The 20,062-nt window shown below is 69.9% G+C and carries 16 protein-coding genes and 1 riboswitch; of the genes, 11 read left to right on the top strand and 5 right to left on the bottom strand.

The annotated features are described in order from the left end of the window. The first annotated feature begins 96 nt into the window (after positions 1–96). From iolC to BMZ18_RS02975, 8 genes are read left to right on the top strand one after another with little or no spacing between them, the layout of a single operon-like run. Positions 97–1,095 carry a 5-dehydro-2-deoxygluconokinase gene (gene iolC / locus BMZ18_RS03010; RefSeq protein ID WP_068363557.1) on the top strand — a complete coding sequence of 333 codons (999 nt, stop codon included), beginning with the start codon at positions 97–99 and terminating at the stop codon, positions 1,093–1,095. Continuing rightward, complete coding sequence (locus tag BMZ18_RS03005) at positions 1,088–2,035, top strand: Cgl0159 family (beta/alpha)8-fold protein (protein ID WP_244516395.1); 948 nt, start codon at positions 1,088–1,090, stop codon at positions 2,033–2,035. Before iolC ends, BMZ18_RS03005 begins: the two co-directional genes overlap by 8 nt. Positions 2,036–2,040: 5 nt before the next feature. Next, the gene (gene iolB, locus BMZ18_RS03000) at positions 2,041–2,940 is read left to right on the top strand and encodes a 5-deoxy-glucuronate isomerase (RefSeq protein WP_068363600.1); all 900 of its coding nucleotides are present in this window, start codon (positions 2,041–2,043) and stop codon (positions 2,938–2,940) included. Further along, positions 2,937–4,892, top strand: coding sequence for a 3D-(3,5/4)-trihydroxycyclohexane-1,2-dione acylhydrolase (decyclizing) (iolD, locus tag BMZ18_RS02995; RefSeq protein ID WP_068363556.1), 1,956 nt, complete (start codon positions 2,937–2,939; stop codon positions 4,890–4,892). The genes iolB and iolD overlap by 4 nt, the downstream gene beginning before the upstream one ends. A 53-nt stretch (positions 4,893–4,945) precedes the next feature. After that, on the top strand, positions 4,946–5,869 hold the full coding sequence (locus BMZ18_RS02990; RefSeq protein WP_068102078.1) for a sugar phosphate isomerase/epimerase family protein: 924 nt from the start codon (positions 4,946–4,948) through the stop codon (positions 5,867–5,869). 29 nt (positions 5,870–5,898) lie between these two features. Then, positions 5,899–6,933 carry a Gfo/Idh/MocA family protein gene (locus tag BMZ18_RS02985; RefSeq protein WP_068363555.1) on the top strand — a complete coding sequence of 345 codons (1,035 nt, stop codon included), beginning with the start codon at positions 5,899–5,901 and terminating at the stop codon, positions 6,931–6,933. A gap of 2 nt (positions 6,934–6,935) precedes the next feature. Next, positions 6,936–7,808, top strand: a complete 873-nt coding sequence (locus BMZ18_RS02980; protein ID WP_068363597.1) for a sugar phosphate isomerase/epimerase family protein — start codon at positions 6,936–6,938, stop codon at positions 7,806–7,808. Between the two features lie 8 nt (positions 7,809–7,816). Next, complete coding sequence (locus tag BMZ18_RS02975) at positions 7,817–9,313, top strand: CoA-acylating methylmalonate-semialdehyde dehydrogenase (protein ID WP_068363554.1); 1,497 nt, start codon at positions 7,817–7,819, stop codon at positions 9,311–9,313. Between the two features lie 64 nt (positions 9,314–9,377). On the opposite strand, the gene BMZ18_RS02970 is transcribed toward BMZ18_RS02975, so the two are convergent. After that, positions 9,378–11,135, bottom strand: coding sequence for an HNH endonuclease signature motif containing protein (locus BMZ18_RS02970; protein WP_074921762.1), 1,758 nt, complete (start codon positions 11,133–11,135; stop codon positions 9,378–9,380). Positions 11,136–11,268: 133 nt separating this feature from the next. On the opposite strand from BMZ18_RS02970, the gene BMZ18_RS02965 reads away from it, so the two are divergent. Continuing rightward, complete coding sequence (locus BMZ18_RS02965; protein ID WP_068363737.1) at positions 11,269–12,645, top strand: D-alanyl-D-alanine carboxypeptidase family protein; 1,377 nt, start codon at positions 11,269–11,271, stop codon at positions 12,643–12,645. A gap of 4 nt (positions 12,646–12,649) precedes the next feature. Here BMZ18_RS02965 and yhjD read toward each other — a convergent pair whose 3' ends face one another. From yhjD to BMZ18_RS02945, 4 genes are read right to left on the bottom strand one after another with little or no spacing between them, the layout of a single operon-like run. Further along, positions 12,650–13,660, bottom strand: coding sequence for an inner membrane protein YhjD (yhjD, locus tag BMZ18_RS02960; RefSeq protein WP_068363734.1), 1,011 nt, complete (start codon positions 13,658–13,660; stop codon positions 12,650–12,652). A gap of 3 nt (positions 13,661–13,663) precedes the next feature. Beyond that, positions 13,664–14,701 carry a tryptophan--tRNA ligase gene (trpS, locus tag BMZ18_RS02955; protein WP_068363731.1) on the bottom strand — a complete coding sequence of 346 codons (1,038 nt, stop codon included), beginning with the start codon at positions 14,699–14,701 and terminating at the stop codon, positions 13,664–13,666. A 43-nt stretch (positions 14,702–14,744) separates the two neighbouring features. Beyond that, on the bottom strand, positions 14,745–15,551 hold the full coding sequence (locus tag BMZ18_RS02950; RefSeq protein ID WP_068363728.1) for an exodeoxyribonuclease III: 807 nt from the start codon (positions 15,549–15,551) through the stop codon (positions 14,745–14,747). A 10-nt stretch (positions 15,552–15,561) separates the two neighbouring features. Continuing rightward, the gene (locus BMZ18_RS02945; RefSeq protein ID WP_082895058.1) at positions 15,562–16,743 is read right to left on the bottom strand and encodes an MFS transporter; all 1,182 of its coding nucleotides are present in this window, start codon (positions 16,741–16,743) and stop codon (positions 15,562–15,564) included. Between the two features lie 307 nt (positions 16,744–17,050). Beyond that, positions 17,051–17,182: riboswitch (SAM riboswitch) on the top strand. Positions 17,183–17,422: 240 nt separating this feature from the next. On the opposite strand from BMZ18_RS02945, the gene BMZ18_RS02940 reads away from it, so the two are divergent. Next, positions 17,423–18,772 carry a bifunctional o-acetylhomoserine/o-acetylserine sulfhydrylase gene (locus BMZ18_RS02940; RefSeq protein WP_074921760.1) on the top strand — a complete coding sequence of 450 codons (1,350 nt, stop codon included), beginning with the start codon at positions 17,423–17,425 and terminating at the stop codon, positions 18,770–18,772. Then, a complete protein-coding gene (gene metX, locus BMZ18_RS02935; protein WP_082895055.1) occupies positions 18,769–19,929 on the top strand; it encodes a homoserine O-acetyltransferase MetX in 1,161 nt (386 codons plus the stop codon). The genes BMZ18_RS02940 and metX overlap by 4 nt, the downstream gene beginning before the upstream one ends. The last annotated feature ends 133 nt before the right edge of the window (positions 19,930–20,062 follow it).

Genomic DNA, 20,062 nt, shown 5'->3' with positions numbered 1-20,062 from the left:
ACTGTTGACATTCCGGTGTGGTGCGGCGCACAGTAGTCGCGGGCCGTATCCGCTCACCGTTTACCGACACCGCCGACCCACACCCCGGGAGATCACGTGACCACAGCCGCACCCGACACGCCGCACGCCGGATTCGACGTCCTGGCCATCGGGCGCAGCGGTGTCGACATCTACCCGCTGCAGACCGGGGTCGGCCTCGCGGACGTGACCACGTTCGGCAAGTTCCTGGGCGGCAGCGCCGCCAACGTCGCCGTCGCCGCAGCGCGCCTCGGCCGGCGCAGCGCCCTGATCTCCGGGTCCGGCGACGATCCCTTCGGACGCTACGTGCGCGGCGAGCTCGAGCGCCTCGGCGTCGACGCGTCGTTCGTCGTCACCGATCCCGCCCACGCCACGCCCGTCACCTTCTGCGAGATCTTCCCGCCGGACGATTTCCCGCTGTACTTCTACCGGAAGCCGACGGCCCCCGACCTGCAGATCCGCCCCGACGACATCGACGCCGACGCCGTGCGGGCGGCCGCGCTCTACTGGTCCACGGTCACCGGACTGTCCGAAGAGCCGAGCCGCAGTGCGCATTTCACGGCGTGGGACGCCCGCGGTCGGGCGCCGCTCACCGTGCTCGACCTCGACTACCGGCCCATGTTCTGGGACTCCCCCGCCGCCGCGACGGAGCAGGTCCAGCGCGCCCTCGCGCAGGTCACCGTCGCCGTCGGCAACCGCGAGGAGTGCGAGGTGGCCGTCGGTGAGACCGATCCCGATCGCGCGGCCGACGCCCTCCTCGACCTCGGCCTGGATCTGGCCATCGTCAAGCAGGGCCCGCGGGGCGTGCTCGGCAAGACCCGCACCGAGCGGGTCGAGGTCCCGCCGAACCCCGTCGACGTGGTCAACGGACTCGGCGCGGGCGACAGCTTCGGCGGATCGCTCTGCCACGGCCTGCTCGCCGGCTGGCCGCTCGAGAAGATCCTGCGTCACGCCAACGCCGCCGGCGCCATCGTCGCCTCCCGGCTCGAATGCTCCACCGCCATGCCCACCGCGGACGAAGTCGCCGCACTCGCGGACGCGTCCGCAGCCGACCCGACGGAGCCCGCCCATGTCTGACACCGTCCTCACCGACACCGAATCCCGCGAGACCGACTCGGCCGCACCGACTCTCGGCGCGACGCCCGCCGCCCGGACCTACGCCGACGTGACCGCGGTGCGCGCGAGCGACCCCGGCGCGATCGAGCGCGCCTGGGCCACCCGCACCACGCGGCCCACCGTCCGCGGCAACGGCCGACTGATGATCGTCGCCGCCGACCACCCGGCGCGCGGAGCGCTGTCGGTCGGCTCGAACGCCACCGCGATGAACAGCCGCACCGAGCTGCTCGACCGACTGCGCACGGCGCTCGCGAACCCCGGCGTCGACGGCGTGCTCGCGACGGCCGACATCCTCGACGATCTCGTGCTCCTCGGCGCGCTCGAGGACAAGGTGGTGTTCTCGTCGATGAACCGCGGCGGACTGGCCGGCGCGTCGTTCGAACTCGACGACCGCATGACCGGAGCCACGGCCGCCTCCACCGCCAAGGCCCGGATGAACGGCGCCAAGATGCTCAACCGCGTCGCGCTCGACGATCCGGGGACGCTGTCGATGATGACCGCGACGGCGCGAGCCGTCGACGAGCTCGCCGCCCACGGCCTGATCGCGATGCTCGAGCCGTTCCTCAGCCGCCGTGAGGGCGGCAAGGTGGTCAACGACCTGTCCACCGATGCCGTCATCAAGAGCATGCACGTCGCTCAGGGTCTCGGGTCGACGTCGTCGCACACGTGGCTCAAGCTGCCCGTCGTCGCCGACATGGAGCGCGTCATGGACGCGACCACCCTGCCGACGCTGCTGCTCGGCGGCGACCCGCAGGAGGCGCCCGAGGAAACGTTCGCCAGTTGGTCGCGCGCGCTGGAGATTCCGGCCGTGCGCGGACTCATCGTCGGGCGCACCCTGCTCTACCCCCGCGACGGTGACGTGGCCGCGGCCGTCGACACCGCCGTGACGATGGTGCGGTGACGGCCGTGAACTCCGAGTACTACATCCCGGTCGGCGCCTCCGCCGACGCCCCGTTCGACGTGGTGGTCACACCCGAGTCGGCCGGCTGGAGCGAGTCGAGCCTGCGCACGCTGCGCCTCGCGGCCGGCGAGTCCGCCGAGCTCGAGTCCGGTGACGACGAGATCATGGTGGTGCCGCTGTCCGGCTCGGCCACGGTCACCTGCGACGGCGAGACGGTCGACCTGGCCGGTCGCGCCACGGTGTTCGACGGCCCGTCCGATTTCGCCTACGTCGGGCGGGACTCGTCGTACGCCGTCGCCAGCACCTCGGGTGGTCGCTTCGCTCTGTGCGGTGCCCGCGCGCGGACGCGGCTGCCGTTCCGGTACGTGCCGGCGAGCGACGTCGCGGTCGAGCTGCGTGGGGCGGGCAACTGCAGCCGCGAGGTCCACAACTTCGGGACCGCGGACACCTTCGAGGCGGACTCGCTCATCGCCTGCGAGGTGGTCACGCCGGGCGGCAACTGGTCCTCCTACCCCGGGCACAAGCACGACGAGAACACCGAGCACGAGTCCGCCCTCGAGGAGATCTACTACTTCGAGATCGCCGACGGCCCCGACGGATCCGCCGGCTTCGGCTACCACCGCGTGTACGGCACCCCCGAGCGACCCATCGAGGTGCTCGAGGAAGTCCGCACGGGCGACGTGGTCCTCGTACCCCACGGCTACCACGGGCCGTCCGTGGCCGCGCCGGGATACCACATGTACTACCTGAACGTCATGGCCGGACCGGGCGGCGAACGCGCCTGGAACATCGTCGACGACCCCGAGCACACCTGGATCCGCGGCACCTGGACCGACCAGCAGGTCGACCCCCGACTCCCGCTCGAGCCGCATCGGACCCCCACCACCCCACCTCGAGGAGCATGACCGTGGTCTCCACCGCACCCATCTCGGCGAGCAAGACCGAGAACGCCGAAACGACCGTCCGCCTGACGGTCTCGCAGGCGGTCGTGAGATTCCTGGCCGCCCAGTACGTCGAACGGGACGGCGAGCGTGCCCGATTCTTCGCGGGCGCATTCGGGATCTTCGGACACGGCAACGTCGCCGGCCTGGGCCAGGCTCTGCTGCAGGCGGAGATCGACGCGCACGAGTCCGGCACCGAGCCCGCCCTGCCGTACGTCCTGGGCCGCAACGAACAGGCCATGGTGCACAGCGCAGTCGCCTACGCGCGGCAGAAGGACCGGCTGCAGACCTGGGCCGTCACCGCGAGCGTCGGCCCAGGCTCGACCAACATGCTCACCGGCGCCGCCCTCGCCACGATCAACCGACTGCCGGTGCTCCTACTGCCGGCGGACACGTTCGCCACCCGGGCCAGTGCACCGGTGCTCCAGGAACTCGAGCTCCCCGCGAGCGGCGACGTCACCGTCAACGACGCGTTCAAGCCGCTGTCGCGGTACTTCGATCGCGTGTGGCGACCCGAGCAGCTGCCCGCCGCGTTGATCGGTGCGATGCGCGTGCTCACCGACCCCGTGGAGACGGGCGCCGCCACCGTCGCCATTCCGCAGGACGTGCAGGCCGAGGCGTTCGACTGGCCGGAGTCGCTCTTCGCCGAGCGCACCTGGCACGTCGGCCGGACACTGCCCCAGAGCGACTCGATCGAGCGCGCCGCGGCCGTGATCCGCAGCGCGCGCCGTCCGCTGATCGTGGCGGGCGGCGGCGTGATCTACTCCGGCGCCACCGACGCCCTGGCCGCGTTCTGCGAGCGAACCGGCGTTCCGGTGGGACAGAGTCAGGCCGGCAAGGGCGCCCTCCCCTACGACCACCCGCAGTCCGTCGGCGCGATTGGGTCCACCGGGACGACCGCCGCGAACGCCCTCGCCACCGAGGCCGACGTCGTCATCGGAATCGGTACGCGCTACAGCGATTTCACCACGGCCTCGCGCACGGCGTTCACGAACCCGTCGGTGCGCTTCGTCAACGTCAACGTCGCGACCCTCGACACGGTCAAGCAGGGCGGCGTGTCCGTCGTCGCCGACGCCCGTGAAGCGCTGAGCGCGCTGACCGCTGCGCTCGGCGACTGGTCCGTCGACGACGACTACCGCACGCGCGCCGCGGAACTCGCCGCGCAGTGGGAGGACACCGTGTCCTCGGTGTTCGCCGTGGAGGACACGTCGGCGCCGCTGAACCAGAACCAGGTCATCGGCCTGGCCAACACCCTCTCCGACCCGCGCGACGTCGTGGTCTGCGCCGCCGGCTCCATGCCCGGCGACCTCCACAAGCTGTGGCGCAGCCGCGATCCCAAGGGCTACCACGTCGAGTACGGCTTCTCGTGCATGGGCTACGAGATCGCCGGCGGCATCGGCGCCAAGATGGCGGAGCCGGACCGGGACGTGTTCGTCATGGTCGGCGACGGCTCCTACCTCATGATGGCGACCGAACTGGTCACCGCCGTGCAGGAAGGCGTCAAGGTCATCGTGATCCTGGTGCAGAACCACGGTTTCGCCTCCATCGGCTCCCTCTCGGAATCGCTCGGCAGCCAGCGATTCGGTACGGCCTACCGGTACCGGGACGGCCAGGGTCGTCTCGACGGAGACCTGCTTCCGGTCGATCTGGCGGCCAACGCGGCCAGCCTCGGCGTCGACGTCGTCCGCGTGACCACCGGCTCGGAGTTCACCGACGCCGTCAAGGCCGCCAAGGCGAGCGAAACCTCGACCGTCATCCACGTCGAGACGGACCCCCGCATCGCCGCACCGGACTCCGAGTCCTGGTGGGACGTCCCGGTGTCGGAGACGTCGACCCTCGAGTCCACACGGACCGCCTACGCCACCTACGAGCGGTGGAAGCGCATCCAGCGTCCGTATCTGCGCCCGTCCGAGTGACCCGTTCTTCCTTCCCAGCACATCAGGCACAACCAGTCCCGAAAGGCTTCACCATGAGCGTCATCCGCGTCGGTTCCGCCCCGGATTCCTGGGGCGTGTGGTTCCCCGAGGATCCGCAGCAGACCCCGTACGAGCGATTCCTCGACGAGGTCTCCGCGTCCGGATACGAGTGGATCGAACTCGGCCCCTTCGGCTACCTGCCCACCGACCCGCAGAAGCTCACGGCGGAACTCGAGGCTCGGAACCTGAAGCTGTCCGCCGGCACGGTCTTCGAGCATCTCCACCAGGACGACGCGTGGGACGCGGTCTGGACGCAGATCGAGGACGTCGCCAAGTTGACCGCCGCCGTCGGCGGCAAGCACGTCGTCGTCATCCCCGAGATGTGGCGCGACCCGTCCACGGGCGCCGTCCTGGAGGACCGGAACCTCACCGCCGACCAGTGGCGCAAGAAGACCGAGGGCATGAACGAGCTCGGCAAGCGGATGTTCGAGCAGTACGGCGTCAAGGCGCAGTACCACCCGCACGCCGACAGCCACGTCGACACCGAGGAGAACGTCTACCGCTTCCTCGACGGCACCTCGAGCGAGTTCGTGAACCTCTGCCTCGACACCGGCCACATCAGCTACTGCGGCGGCGACAACATCGCCATCATCGAGCGCGCTCCCGAGCGCATCGGGTACCTCCACCTCAAGCAGGTCGACGAAGCGGTGCGCGACAAGGTGCTCGCCGAGGACCTGCCGTTCGGCGAGGCGGTCCGGCTGGGCGCGATGACCGAACCGCCCCTGGGTATTCCGGCGATGCCGCCGCTGCTCGAGACCGTCGAGCGGCTCGCGACCGAGGGCCGGCTGACCGCCGATCTCTTCGCGATCGTCGAGCAGGACATGTACCCCTGCGAGGTCGACGCTCCCCTGCCCATCGCGCAGCGCACCCGAAAGTACCTCGGCTCCTGCGGCGTTCCCGCCGTCACCTTCTCCTGACACCTCCTTCCAGAACGGACGTCCCTGAAGTGAATTCCGAACTCCGCATCGCCGTCCTCGGTGTCGGGCGCATGGGCGCCGACCACGTCCAGCGCATCACCCGGACCATCTCCGGCGCTCGCGTCGCCGTCGTCAACGACTACGTCACCGAGCGGGCCCGCGAGATCGCCGACACCGTCCCCGGTGCCCGCGTGGTCGAGGACCCCATCGACGCCATCGCCGATCCCGAGGTCGACGCCGTCGTCCTCGCCACCCCCGGCCCCACGCACGAGAAGCAGCTGCTGGCGTGCCTCGAGCACGGCAAGCCCGTGATGTGCGAGAAGCCGCTGACGACGTCCGTCGAGACGTCGCTCGAGGTGGTCCGGGCGGAAGCCGCGACCGGCAAGAAGCTGATCCAGGTCGGCTTCATGCGCCGTTTCGACCGCGAGTACGAGCAGCTCAAGGCGCTCCTCGACTCCGGCGACCTGGGCCGCGCCCTCGTGGTGCACTGCGCGCACCGCAACCCCGAGGTGCCGCCCCACTTCGACAGCGCCATGATCGTGCGCGACTCGCTGGTGCACGAGGTCGACGTCGCCCGGTTTCTGCTGGACGAGGAGATCACGAAGATCCAGATCATCGCTCCGTCGGCCAATCCCGCTGCGCCGGAGGGACTTCGAGATCCGCAGATCGCGATCTTCACCACCGAGTCCGGCCGGCACGTCGACGCGGAGGTCTTCGTCACCACGGGCATCGCCTACGAGGTCAGGACCGAAGTGGTCGCCGAGCGCGGCAGCGCCATGATCGGCCTCGACGTCGGCCTCGTGCGGACGTCCGCACCCGGCGTCCGCGGCGGCACCATCACCCCGGGCTTCGTCAAGCGGTTCGGTCAGGCGTACGACGTGGAGATCCAGCGGTGGGTCGACGCCGTGCACGCAGGCGCCGAGACGGGCAACTACGTCGGCGGTCCCGGCGCCTGGGACGGGTACGCCGCCGCCGCGGTCTGCGAAGCCGGTGTGCTCTCCCTCGAGTCCGGTGAGCCCGTGGCGGTCGACATGGTCGCCCGCGCCGACATCTCGGGAGCGTGACCATGAAGGTCGCTCTCGATCCCACCCCGTTCCATCACGAGCACTCGCTGCTGGAGCTGCCGGGCGTCGTCGCCGAGCTGGGGTACGAGTGGCTGCAGCTCACCCCGCACGTCGACATGATCCCGTTCTTCAACCACCCCAAGGCGAACGACGATCTGGTCAGGCGTTTCCGACGGGCCTGCGACGACGCCGGGGTCGGCATCGCCTCGGTCCTGCCGGTGCTGCGATGGTCCGGACCCGACGAGGACGCGCGGGAAGCGGCGGTGCGGTACTGGAAGCGCGCCATCCAGATCACCGTCGACCTCGGGGTGCAGCGGATGAACACCGAGTTCAGCGGCCGGCCCGAGAAGGCCGAGGAATCCGAGCGGGCGTTCTACCGGTCGATGGAGGAGTTGCTGCCGATCATCGAACGGGAGGGACTCGACATCCTGATCGATCCGCACCCCGACGACTTCGTCGAGGAAGGGCTCGCGGCGATGCGGGTGATCCGCGGGGTCAACTCGCCGAACCTGGGCATGGTGGTGGTCGCCTGCCACCAGTTCCACATGGGCGGCGACCTGGATCGGATTCTCGACGAGGCCGGCGACATGATCCGCCTGGTGCACGTCGCCGACACGATGGACCACCACCGCTCCCACGGCCTGCGCTACATCACCAACCCGCCCGGCAATCCCGTTCGGGTGCACCAACATCTGAAGATCGGCGACGGCGACGTCGACTGGGACCAGTTCTTCGGTGGTCTCGACCGCATCGGGTTCTACGACCGCGACACCGTCATGGTGTCGAGCGTCTTCGCCGAGAACGAGAACGCGCGGGAGGTCTCCCGCTATCAGCTGCAGACGATGACCGACCACGTCGCGAAGTACGGAAAGTAGGAATTGTCATGACCACGAACACCATCGGGCACTGGGTGGACGGCAAGCCGTTCGCCGGCACGTCCGACCGCACGGCCGAGGTCACCAACCCCGCCACCGGTGAGGTCACCGGCCGGGTCGCCCTGGCCGACCTCGACGACGCCCGCGCCGTCATCGCCGCCGCCGCCTCGGCGTTCCCCGCCTGGCGCGACACCTCACTGGCCAAGCGCACCCAGATTCTGTTCGCCTTCCGCGAGCTGCTCAACGCCCGCAAGGACGAACTCGCCGCCATCATCACCAGTGAGCACGGCAAGGTCCTCTCCGACGCCCTCGGCGAGATTTCCCGCGGCCAGGAAGTCGTCGAATTCGCCTGCGGCATCCCCCACCTGCTCAAGGGTGGCTTCACCGAGAACGCCTCCACCAAGGTCGACGTCTTCTCCATCCGCCAACCCCTCGGCCCCGTCGGGATCATATCCCCTTTCAACTTCCCCGCCATGGTGCCGATGTGGTTCTTCCCCGTCGCCATCGCCTGCGGCAACACCGTCGTCCTCAAGCCCAGCGAGAAGGACCCCACCGCCAGCATCTGGCTCGCCGAACTGTGGAAGGAAGCGGGCCTGCCCGACGGCGTCTTCAACGTCCTCCAGGGCGACAAGCTCGCCGTCGACGAAATGCTCGAGAGCCGGGCGATCAAGTCGATCAGCTTCGTCGGCTCCACCCCCATCGCCGAGTACGTCTACTCCACCGGCACCGCGAACGGTAAGCGCGTGCAGGCCCTCGGCGGCGCGAAGAACCACGCCATCGTCCTGCCCGACGCCGACCTCGACCTCGCCGCCGACGCCATGGTCAACGCCGGCTTCGGCTCCGCCGGGGAGCGCTGCATGGCCATCTCCGCCCTCGTTGCCGTCGGTGACGTCGCCGACGACCTCGTCGCGAAGATCGTCGAGCGCACCACCCCCCTGCGCACCGGCGACGGCACCCGTGGCTCCGACATGGGCCCCCTGGTGACCAAGGCACACCGCGACAAGGTCGCCTCCTACGTCGACGCCGGCGAGAAGGACGGCGCCACCGTCGTCGTCGACGGCCGCGGCGTCCAGGCCGACGGCGACCCCAACGGGTTCTGGCTCGGCCCGACGCTGCTCGACCACGTCACCCCCGAGATGAGCGTCTACACCGACGAGATCTTCGGACCCGTCCTGTCGGTGGTGCGCGTCGAGACCTACGACGACGCACTGCAGCTGATCAACGACAACCCCTACGGCAACGGCACCGCCATCTTCACCAACGACGGCGGCGCCGCCCGACGGTTCCAGAACGAAGTGGAAGTCGGCATGGTGGGCATCAACGTCCCGATCCCGGTTCCCATGGCGTACTACAGCTTCGGCGGCTGGAAGAACAGCCTCTTCGGCGACACCCACGCCCACGGCACCGAGGGCGTCCACTTCTTCACCCGCGGCAAGGCCGTCACCGCCCGCTGGCTCGACCCCAGCCACGGCGGCATCAACCTCGGCTTCCCCCAGAACGACTGAGCCACAGCACCACCGGCAGCCGCACCTCGATCGCGAGGTGCGGCTGTCGGCATACGCGGGCCCCTCAGAACGGGGGTGGGGTGTCGTCCGGTGGGATGACCCTGCGGAGTCGGTTGCGATTCCGTTCCTGTCGTCGGCGGGCGTGTTTCTGCTCGGTGCGTGGGGCGGGTCGGGTGCGTTCGGTGAGGCCCGGTTTTGATGGTCGGGTCTCGGGTGGGTCGCCGAAGGCGATGGCGTCGAGTCCGGGGTGGACGTCGTGTCCGGTGAACGCCGGTCCGAGGACGGTGCGCCCGTCGGGGATGGTGATGGTCCGGATCAATCGGCTCGGGTCGGCCGGGTCGGGGTACTGATCGTCGACGAAGTCCCCGAACGTCTTGAGCAGGTGGTGGAAACGGCACTTGGCTCCGAGTCCGGTCGCGCTGGTACGCCCGCCCCGCTCGGGATGGGTGTGGTCGTATTCGGTGATGTGGTCGAGGTCGCCGTCCCACGCGGGTCGGTTGCAGCCGGGCCAGGTGCAGAACAAATCCCGGGCACGGATGTACGCGTCGAGGGCGGCGGAAGGCCGGTACGGGCTCGACGGTTGCGTCGCCGGCAGTGGGGTGTCGGTGCCGTCACCGAGTGGGCGGATGATCGTGCGGGGGTCGGCGGCGAGGTCGCGGACGTGGGCGCCGGAGATGACCCCGATCCCGGGGAGGAATCCGACGCCGTCGACGAAGTCCAAGCCCATGGGTTCCTCGCACCCGGCGGAGGCATCGGAAGTGACGTCTGCCTCGTCGTCCGCGGTGACGTTCTGCCAATTCGACGACACCGACTGCGGTGCAATCGGTTCCGAGTCGGACGGTTCCGGTGCCACCGTCACGGCCGAGGTGCTCTCATCCGGTCGCGGCAGGTGCTGGGTCGACCGGCACACCCGCTCGGCCTTCGGCGCCGGGACGGAGCCGTCTAGGGTGGTGGTGTCGGTGACCAGATGGATCACGATCCGCGGAGAATTCGCCGCGAACTTCTCCACATCGACGCTCTTGTAACGGCAGTCGGTGATGGGGCGGTCGCAGTCGCACCCGAACTCGGTTCGGGTGACCAACGCGTAATGCGCATCGGACGCCCGCGCGGCCTTGGAGCGGGTGTCCTTCGGGCACACCTGCGCAGCCAACCTCGTCACGGACGCGTGGAGCGCGACGATGTCCTCCGCCGGCCGGGTGTCCGTCGCCGACGCCAAGCCGTCACGGCCGATCTCGAGGGTGAACTCCCGATTCCGCTTCGCCTTCTCCCGCCGGGCGCGGACGGCATCGGGATCACGGCGGTCGACCATCGTGTCGACCATGGCCTCCATCCGCGCCGGCGACCACGACCCGGGTCTGCGGAGGGCGCGGGCGATGTCGGCGTCCACCAACGCGGCGTAGCACTGCCCTTCGATGAGTTCGGTGCGGGAGACGATGGTGCGGATGTGATGCGGGGTGACCACCCCGTCCCGCAAACATTCCGCCACCCGAGGGAGTCGATCCCGCAGGGCGACGGCGTCGGTGAGCAGGGTGCGGGCAGCCCCCTGCGTGATCGACATGGTGGTGGCGATGGTGGCGGCGCAGCGGGTGTGCGCGTCGAGCTCGCGGCGGTCCTCGTCTTCGAACGGTTCCACGAGTTCGGCGTGCATGGCGGCGGCGAGCTGGTACTCGAACCACTTCAGGTACGCGACGCCGGCGGCGGCGTGGACCAGCGCGTCCAGCGCCTGCGACGCAGGAAGGTCGGTGGTAGCGGGCAGACCCAGGGCAGCGTGATCGAGCGCCGCCCACGGAACGGCACCTGCCCCCACCTGCACACCCGCCATACCGTCGACCCCCCAGTCGCTCGTATGTTCGAGTGTACCGCCACCCACCGACACGGTCCATGACACGTACGCACGAAACCTGACCGCACCACCTCCCCAGGACCCTCCGGACCGGCACCTACGCTCGACGGCGATGACCACGTATCGACGGCTGACCGCGGCACTCGCGGTCGGCGCACTCCTGGCGCTCGGCACACCGGCGGCAGCCCAGCCGGCAGCAGCTCAACCGGTGGCCCCGCCGACCACCACACTGTTCGCGACCCCCAGCACCGACTCGTGCCCGCACCGCGAGACGCCGCCCCCGGCCATCGATGCGTCGGAGGTGCCGGTTGCCGGATCGACCGCACCCGTACCGGTTCCCGTGCCCGACGCACCCGTCGGCGGCGACGAGCTCGGCGCCTGCGGCGTGATCGTGGCCGACGGCGCCCCGCCCGTCCCCGCCGACATCTCGGCGACCGCCTGGACGGTCTCGGACCTCGACACCGGGGCGGTCATCGCCGCCAAGGACCCGCACGGCCGCTACCGGCCGGCGAGCACCATCAAGGTGCTCCTCGCGCTCGTCGCGCTCGATTCCCTGGACCTCGACACGCGCGTGACGGCGACCGCCGAGGACGCCGCCACCGAGGGCAGCGCCGTCGGGCTGGGCATGGGCGGCGTGTACACCGTGCGGCAGTTGCTCCAGGGGCTGGTGATGGCGTCCGGCAACGATGCTGCTCACGCGATCGCCGGACAGCTCGGCGGCACCGAGCGCGCCGTCGAGGCCATGAACGCTCGCGCTCGTGAACTGGGCGCTCTGGACACCAGGACCGCGACCCCGTCGGGACTGGACGGGCCAGGGATGGCGAGCTCCGCGTACGATCTCGCCGTCATTTTCCGCGCCGCCATGGAGGATCCACGCTTCGCGGAACTTGCTGCTGCGGAGGAGGTTCCGTTCCCCGGGTACCCGAAGGACCCCTCGAAGCCGGACAATCCGTCGCGTCCCGATCAGCCGGGTGTCCCGGTGAATCCCGTCCTGCCGCTGAACGAGGACCGTCCCGGTTTCACCCTGGCCAGCGACAACGCTCTGCTGTTCCGCTACCCGGGCACGCTCGGCGGGAAGAACGGCTACACCGACGACGCCCGCCAGACGTTCGTCGGCGCCGCGGAACGGGACGGGCGGCGCCTCGTGGTGTCCCTCATGGCGGCCGATGTCCTGCCGATCCGTCCGTGGGAGCAAGCCGCCCGATTGCTCGACTTCGGCTTCGCCCAACCGGATGCGACGATCGGCACCCTGGACGGGGCCACAGGAGTTACACGGAACGAGACCGACGAACCGTCGTTCACCCGGATGGCGGAACCGGATTCGGCCGACGTCGGCAATGCCGACAGCGCCCTCGCCGCACCGTCCGGAGGCGCCTATCCGGGCGTCGACGACTCCGCCGACGGCGCGGTCCGCATCGGAGTGGGAGTCGTCGGGGGCATCGTCGTCCTCGGCCTGATCCTGCTGGCGCGCAGGCTCTCCCGGCGCTGAACGATCAGCGTCGCCGCCGTCCCAGGCCGAGCACGGCCACGACGGCGGCGCCGACCACGGCCGCGACGCCGACCGGCGAGACACCCTCACGGACGACGACGGTGGGCGCGATGACGGCCCCCTCCGGCACCGGCGTGGGTGCCGAGATCCGATTGTCCCGACTGGTGGCGGCCCACGCCGTCGAGAACAGCAGGAAGCGCGAGGTGAAGAAGGCGAACACCAGAATGCCGATGATCGGACCGAACGTCACCCCGGCCGGTCCGGACGTCACCGACTCCAGGTACACCGCGCCGAGTTGCTTGAACACCTCGAACACCACTGCCGCCATCAGCGCCGCCCGCGCGGCGCTGCGCACCGTGACCGGCTCCCGCGGCAGCCGGGCGATCACCCACGCGAACAGCGCCCACGTGGCCGCCACGGCCAGCAGGATCGACACGATCTGCACGGCGACCCCCACGCCCGGAACGTGATCGAGACCGACCGCCGTCAACAACGCCGGGACGACGGAGCCACTCGCGACCGCCGACAGGCCCAGCGAGACCACCAGGGCGAGTCCGAGTCCCAGCAGGGCCCCCAGATCGCGAATCTTGGTGCCCAGGAACGATCCGTTGTGGTGCTGGGTTTCCCACATGGCCGTGAGCGCGTCCCGCAGGTTCGCGGTCCAGCCCAGGCCCGCGTAGAGCGCGCCCAGCAGACCCAGCACCCCCACGCTCGTCCGCGACTCGACGGCCGCCGCCACGAGATCGTTGATGGTCCCACCGAAGCTTCCCGGCACGTTCTCCGCGATTTGCGACTGCAGTTCCGCCAGCAGATCGGGCCGCGCGCTCAGGACGAAGCCCACCACCGCGAACGCCACCATGAGCAACGGGAACAACGACAGCACACTGAAGTACGTGATGCCCGCGGCGTAGTAGTCGCCCTTCTGCTTCTGGTACACCGCGCCGGCGCGGGCGAGATGATCGAACCAGGGCCACTCCGCTCGTCGTCGTTCGACGATCGCCGCAACGTCGGGCATGGGTCAGCCTCTCGGTGGTAGGAATCCCACTCTGTCGTACACCTGCGCCAAGGTCCTCGCAGCGATCTCCCGCGCCCGCTCCGCGCCGACCGCCAGAATGCGGTCCAGCTCGTCCGGATCGGTCATGTACTCGTCGAACGCCCGACGGACCGGGGCGACGAACTCCGCCACCGCATCCGCCGTGTCGGACTTGAGATCCCCGTATCCCTTGCCGACGTACCCGTCCACGAGCGTCGGGATCGGGGTGCCGGTGAGGGCGGACTGGATCACCAGCAGATTGCTGACCCCGGGCTTGCGCGCCACGTCGTACACGATGTCGCGCTCGGTGTCGGTGAGCGCCGACCGAATGCGCTTGGCGGACACCGCGGGATCGTCCAGAATCTCGATGCGACCCGCCGGCGTGGCACCGGACTTGCTCATCTTGGCGGTGGGTTCCTGCAGGTCGTAGATCTTCGCGATGCCGGTGACGATGTGCGCCTCGGGCACGACGAACGTCTTCTTGTACCGAGAGTTGAAGCGCTGCGCCAGATCTCGCGTGAGTTCGAGGTGCTGACGCTGATCCTCGCCGACCGGGACCCGTTGCGGGCGGTAGAGCAGGATGTCGGCCGCCTGCAGGACCGGGTACGTGAACAGCCCCACCGAGGTGTGGTCGCTGCCCTGTCGCGCCGACTTGTCCTTGAACTGCGTCATCCGGCCGGCCTCGCCGAAGCCGGTGAGACAGTTGAGGACCCACGCGAGCTGCGCGTGCTCGGGCACGTGCGACTGCACGAACAGCGTGGACCGCGTCGGATCGATGCCCACCGCGAGAAGCTGCGCCGCCGCCCGCCGGGTCCGGGCCCTGAGTTCCTTGGGGTCCTGCGGCACTGTGATCGCGTGCAGATCGGGAATGAAGTAGAACGCCTCGTACTCGTCCTGCAGGTCCACCCACTGACGAACGGCGCCGAGGTAGTTGCCCAGGTGGAACGAGTCCGCCGTGGGCTGAATGCCCGACAGGACACGGTCCTTCCGGGTGGGGGCGTCGGTCCCGGGTGCGGTGGTCATGATCTACAGATTCAATCAGACGGCCGAGTCGGCGAGACGCCGGTCAGCGGTAGACGACGGTCACCGGGGCGTGGTCGGACCACCGCGCGTCGTAGGACTCGGCGCGTTCGACCGTCGCCTCCTCCGCTCGCTCGGCGAGTGCCGTCGTGCACATCTGGTAGTCGATGCGCCATCCGGCGTCGTTGTCGAACGCCTTGCCGCGGTAAGACCACCAGCTGTACGGACCGTCCACCTCGGGGTGCAGTGCGCGCACCACGTCGACCCACGCTCCCCCGTCCCCGACCAGGGCGTCGAGCCACGCCCGCTCCGACGGCAGGAATCCCGACTTGGTGCGGTTGCCCTTCCAGTTCTTCAGGTCCCGCTCGGTGTGGGCGATGTTCCAGTCCCCGCCGACGATCACCTGCTCGCCCGACGCCGCGAGGTCGGCCAGATGGTGCTCGAACGACGCCATGAAGCGCTCCTTCACGTCCTGCCGCTCGGTGTTCACCTCGCCCGACGGGAGATAGAGGCTGGCGACGGTCAGCGCCGGATCGACGTCGGTGGCCGCGAACCGGGCCTCGAGATACCGACCCGACTCCGCGAACTCCTCGTCGAAGCCGATCCGAGAGGACACGGACGGAACGCGGGAGAGAATCGCGACGCCGTTGCGGCCCTTGGCCGACGGCTCGGCCGACACGATGGACCAGGCGTCGGCGATGCCGTCGAGGCAGGCGCGGAGTTCCGCATCCGTCGCGCGGGTCTCCTGCAGGCACACCACGTCCGCGGACGAGGTCGCGAGCCAGTCGAGCATGCCCTTACGGACGGCGGCGCGAACGCCGTTGACGTTGACGGTGGTGACGGTGCGAGACACGGCGACGAGGCTATCGGGCGTCGATCGACACCCCGGCGGGCGATGCGATCTCGCTCGGTCGGGCGCGCTTGTCCAGCGCCACCGACACGCTCAGCACCACCAGACCTGCCACCGCGAGACCCGCGCCGACCGCGGCGGGAGCGGTGTAGCCCAACCCCGCGGAGATGACTGCGCCGCCCAGCGCCGCACCGAGGGCGTTGGCGAAATTGAAGGCCGCGTGGTTCATCGACGCCGCCAGCGTCTGCGCGTCGGCCGCCACGTCCATCAGCCGCGTCTGCAGGCCCGGCACGATCGACGATCCGGCCGCGGCGATGAGGAACACCGTGATCAGCGCCGACACCGGGTGGTGCGCCGCGACGACGAAGCCGGCGAGCACGACCGCCACCGCCGTCATGGCGACGAACAGCCCGCGCACGAGCATGCGGTCGGCCAACCACCCGCCGACGTAGTTGCCCACCACCATGCCGAGCCCGTAGATCGCGAGCCCCAGGGGCACCGCGGCCTTGCTGAGACCGGTCACGTCGGTCAACGTCGTCGCGATGTAGGTGTAGACGGCGAACATGCCGCCGAAGCCGACCATCCCCACCAGCAGCGTCAGGAGCACCTGCGGGCGGCGAAACGCGCCGAGTTCGGTGCGGGTGTCGGTGGTCGGGAGCGCGTCGAGCCGCGGCAGCCACACGGCGAGCGCGGCCACGGTGAGCGCGCCGATGACGGCGACGACGGCGAACGCACTGCGCCACCCGACGGCCTGGCCCATCCACGTCGCCGCGGGCACTCCCACGACGTTGGCCACCGACAGCCCCATCATCACCAGAGCGACGGACCGCGCGCGCTTGCCCGGCTCCGCCAGGTGCGCGGCCACCAGGGCGGCCACACCGAAATAGGCGCCGTGGGGCAGTCCCGCGACGAACCGGGACGCCATCAGTTCGTGGAAGCTCGGCGCGAACACCGTGCCCAGATTGCCCGCGGTGAAGCCCACCATCAGCGCGAGCAGCAGCAGCCGGCGCGGCACCCGCGCGGCCAGCGCGGCGATGACCGGCGCTCCGACGACCACGCCGAGCGCGTAGGCGGAGATCACGTGGCCCGCCGTCGGTTCCGACACCGCCATGCTTCCGGCCATCTCGGGAAGCAGGCCCATCGACACGAACTCCGTCGTCCCGATGCCGAACCCGCCGAGCGCCAACGCCAGCATCGCACCGGTGCGTCGACGCCGCCGGGAGCGCGCGACCTCCACGTCGGTGACCGGGAGCGCGTCGGCCGCCAGCACGGCGACGGAGGGGGGTGTCATGGCAGCGGTCCTTCGCGACGGAGGTGGTGGTGAGTGATCATCGGTACTGGATCGATTCAGAGCGTCCTGACGCAACGGGCGACGCCCGAAGGGATCAGTCTGCTCGCCGGCGCCGGTCGTTCGCCAGTCGAAAGACCGTGAGATGGCACACCCGGCGGACCCGGGGTGCGTGCGTCCACAGCGCAGGCGTACACGCTAGGATTTCCGGCAAGGTCATGAGCGCCAGCTGTCAGCCCCGGCTAGCTGGCCGGCAACCCTCCAACCGCGGTGGGGTGCCCCGGGTGATGACCGGGTTACTCGACTCCGCGCACCACGCGCGGGACGTCGATGGCAAGCGCGGGTCCGTGTTCTCGGGCCCACCGACAAGGGCCGGCACCGCCGGTCCGCGACCGGCCACCGAACACGGTGGCCTCTCGGAGGTACTCCCATGTGTCGTAGCCCGCGATAGGCCCCGACCCTTCGTTCCCACGAATTCGGTTCGCCTCCGCGGTCTGCTCACGGGTGCCCGATTCGCCCCGCGGCCGCGGTGTCCGCCGAGGCGAGTCGCCACCCCGTACGTCCTTCACGAGGAGCACGAGAACACATGACCGACCAGACTCCCGATGCCACCGGTTCCGACGTCGTCGACGCCACCGGCGCCCCCGTCGAGGATCCGGCGCTGAACTGGAGCTTCGAGACCAAGCAGGTCCACGTCGGCCAGGTCCCCGACGTCACCACTCACGCCCGGGCCCTGCCGATCTACCAGACCACGTCGTACACCTTCGACAGCACCGACCACGCCGCGTCGCTGTTCGGACTGGCCGAGCCCGGCAACATCTACACCCGCATCATGAACCCGACGCAGGACGTCGTCGAACAGCGCATCGCGTCCCTCGAGGGCGGTGTCGCGGCGCTGCTCGTGTCCTCGGGTCAGGCCGCGGAATCCCTCGCGATCCTCAACATCGCCGAGTCCGGTGACCACGTGGTGTCGAGCCCCCGCCTCTACGGCGGCACCTACAACCTCTTCCACTACACCCTGCCGAAGCTGGGCATCACCGTCTCCTTCGTCGAGGATCCGGACGATCCCGCCTCGTGGGAACGCGAGGTCCGCCCGGAGACCAAGGCGTTCTACGGGGAGACCATCTCGAACCCGAAGAACGACATCTTCGACATCCCCGGCGTCTCCGAGGTCGCGCACCGGCACGGCATTCCGCTGATCGTCGACAACACCGTCGCGACCCCGTACCTCATCCAGCCGCTGAAGCACGGCGCGGACATCGTCGTCCATTCGGCGACGAAGTACCTCGGCGGTCACGGGACCGCCATCGCCGGCGTGATCGTAGACGGCGGCACCTTCGACTGGACGCAGGGCCGGTTCGCGAACTTCACGACGCCGGACCCCAGCTACCACGGGGTGGTCTTCGCCGACCTGGGCGCACCGGCGTACGCCCTCAAGGCGCGCGTGCAGTTGCTCCGCGACCTCGGTGCGGCCGTCTCGCCCTTCAACGCCTTCCTCATCGGACAGGGCATCGAGACGCTGAGCCTCCGGCTGGAACGGCACGTGCAGAACGCGACCGCCGTCGCGACGTTCCTGGAGGGCCGCTCGGAGGTGACGTCCGTCGCCTACGCCGGCCTGGAGTCGTCCCCCTGGTACCAGCGGGGTCGCGAACTGGCCCCGCGCGGCGCCGGCGCCATCGTGGCGTTCGAACTGGCCGGCGGGATCGACGCGGGCAAGCGCTTCGTCGACGCGCTGGAACTGCACAGTCATGTCGCTAACATCGGTGACGTGCGTTCCCTCGTGATCCATCCGGCGTCGACGACGCACTCGCAGCTGACTCCGGAGGAGCAGCTGGCGTCCGGCGTCACGCCCGGCCTGGTTCGCCTGGCCGTGGGCATCGAGGGACTGGACGACATCCTCGCCGATCTGGAGAAGGGTTTCCGGGCCGCCTCTTGACACTCGATGTTCGATCACCCGCTCGTCCGGCGGCGACCCTGCCGCCGCCGGACGGGCAGGTGGGTCTCGTGCCCGTCGGCGACGTCGTCCTCGAAAGCGGGGCCGTGATCCCCGATGTCGTTCTCGCCGTCCAGCGTTGGGGCGAGACGAACGCCGACCGGTCCAACGTCGTCCTGGTCGAGCACGCACTGACCGGCGACTCCCACGTCACCGGGCCGGCCGGAGACGGCCACCTGTCCCCCGGCTGGTGGACCGGAATGGTCGGTCCGGGCGCGCCGTTGGACACCGACCGGTGGTGCGTCGTCGCCACCAACGTTCTGGGCGGGTGCTCGGGCAGTACCGGTCCGTCGTCCCCCCATCCCGACGGCGGGTTCTGGGGTTCCCGCTTCCCTGCGATCTCCATCCGCGACCAGGTCGAGGCGGAGAGGCTCTTCGCGGACGCCGTCGGCGTCGACCGTTTCGCCGCCGTGGTCGGCGGCTCGATGGGCGGAATGCGGACGCTCGAATGGGTGGTGGGGCACCCGGACCGTGTCGCCTCCGCACTCGTGCTCGCCGTCGGCGCCCGCGCCTCGGCGGACCAGATCGGCACCCAGACCACCCAGATCGCCGCGATCACCGGAGACCGCGACTGGCACGGTGGCGACTACCTCGCCGCGGGTACCGCGCCCGAGCACGGGCTCGCGATCGCGCGGCGCATCGCCCACCTGACCTACCGGACGGAACACGAACTCGACACGCGGTTCGGCAACGCCTCCCAGAGCAACGAGGACGCGTACGACGGGGGCCGCTACGCGGTGCAGAGCTACCTCGAGCATCAGGCCGCCAAGCTGGTTCGCCGATTCGACGCCGGCAGCTACACGGTGCTGAGCGAGGCCATGAACCGTCACGACGTCGGCCGCGGGCGCGGCGGAGTGGAGGCCGCGCTGCGGTCCGTGCGCCTTCCGGTCGTGGTGGCCGGCGTCGACTCCGACCGGCTCTACCCGCTCCGTCAGCAGCAGGAGATCGCCGACCTGATTCCGTCCTGTGACGGGCTGCGCATCATCGAGTCGCGCGACGGCCACGACGGGTTCCTCACCGAGCCGGACGCCGTCTCCGCATTGTTGATCGCCACGATGACCCTGGCGGACGAGGCCCTGTCCGCACCGTCGCCCTCCTGAACATACGAGTCTCGTTCCGGGCCATTCGTTCTGGGATACCTCACAGACCGAACTCCGGGACGGTCTCATAGCCCTCGAAGCAGTCTTCCGGTTTGTTAGCGTGAGGTTCGCAGCGCGCCCGCCGCGCTGTGTC

The sequence above is a fragment of the Rhodococcoides kroppenstedtii genome (genome assembly GCF_900111805.1).
Lineage (GTDB): Bacteria > Actinomycetota > Actinomycetes > Mycobacteriales > Mycobacteriaceae > Rhodococcoides > Rhodococcoides kroppenstedtii.
This window is presented reverse-complemented; position numbering and strand designations above follow the sequence as displayed.

Coding starts and splice junctions, on each gene's coding strand:
- iolD (WP_068363556.1), top strand. CDS start 2,937: ATGACCGTGGTCTCCACCGCACCCATCTCGGCGAGCAAGACCGAGAAC.
- BMZ18_RS02980 (WP_068363597.1), top strand. CDS start 6,936: ATGAAGGTCGCTCTCGATCCCACCCCGTTCCATCACGAGCACTCGCTG.
- BMZ18_RS02940 (WP_074921760.1), top strand. CDS start 17,423: ATGACCGACCAGACTCCCGATGCCACCGGTTCCGACGTCGTCGACGCC.
- BMZ18_RS02975 (WP_068363554.1), top strand. CDS start 7,817: ATGACCACGAACACCATCGGGCACTGGGTGGACGGCAAGCCGTTCGCC.
- BMZ18_RS02945 (WP_082895058.1), bottom strand. CDS start 16,743: ATGCTGGCGTTGGCGCTCGGCGGGTTCGGCATCGGGACGACGGAGTTC.
- trpS (WP_068363731.1), bottom strand. CDS start 14,701: ATGACCACCGCACCCGGGACCGACGCCCCCACCCGGAAGGACCGTGTC.
- BMZ18_RS02965 (WP_068363737.1), top strand. CDS start 11,269: ATGACCACGTATCGACGGCTGACCGCGGCACTCGCGGTCGGCGCACTC.
- BMZ18_RS02990 (WP_068102078.1), top strand. CDS start 4,946: ATGAGCGTCATCCGCGTCGGTTCCGCCCCGGATTCCTGGGGCGTGTGG.
- BMZ18_RS03005 (WP_244516395.1), top strand. CDS start 1,088: ATGTCTGACACCGTCCTCACCGACACCGAATCCCGCGAGACCGACTCG.
- BMZ18_RS02970 (WP_074921762.1), bottom strand. CDS start 11,135: ATGGCGGGTGTGCAGGTGGGGGCAGGTGCCGTTCCGTGGGCGGCGCTC.
- yhjD (WP_068363734.1), bottom strand. CDS start 13,660: ATGCCCGACGTTGCGGCGATCGTCGAACGACGACGAGCGGAGTGGCCC.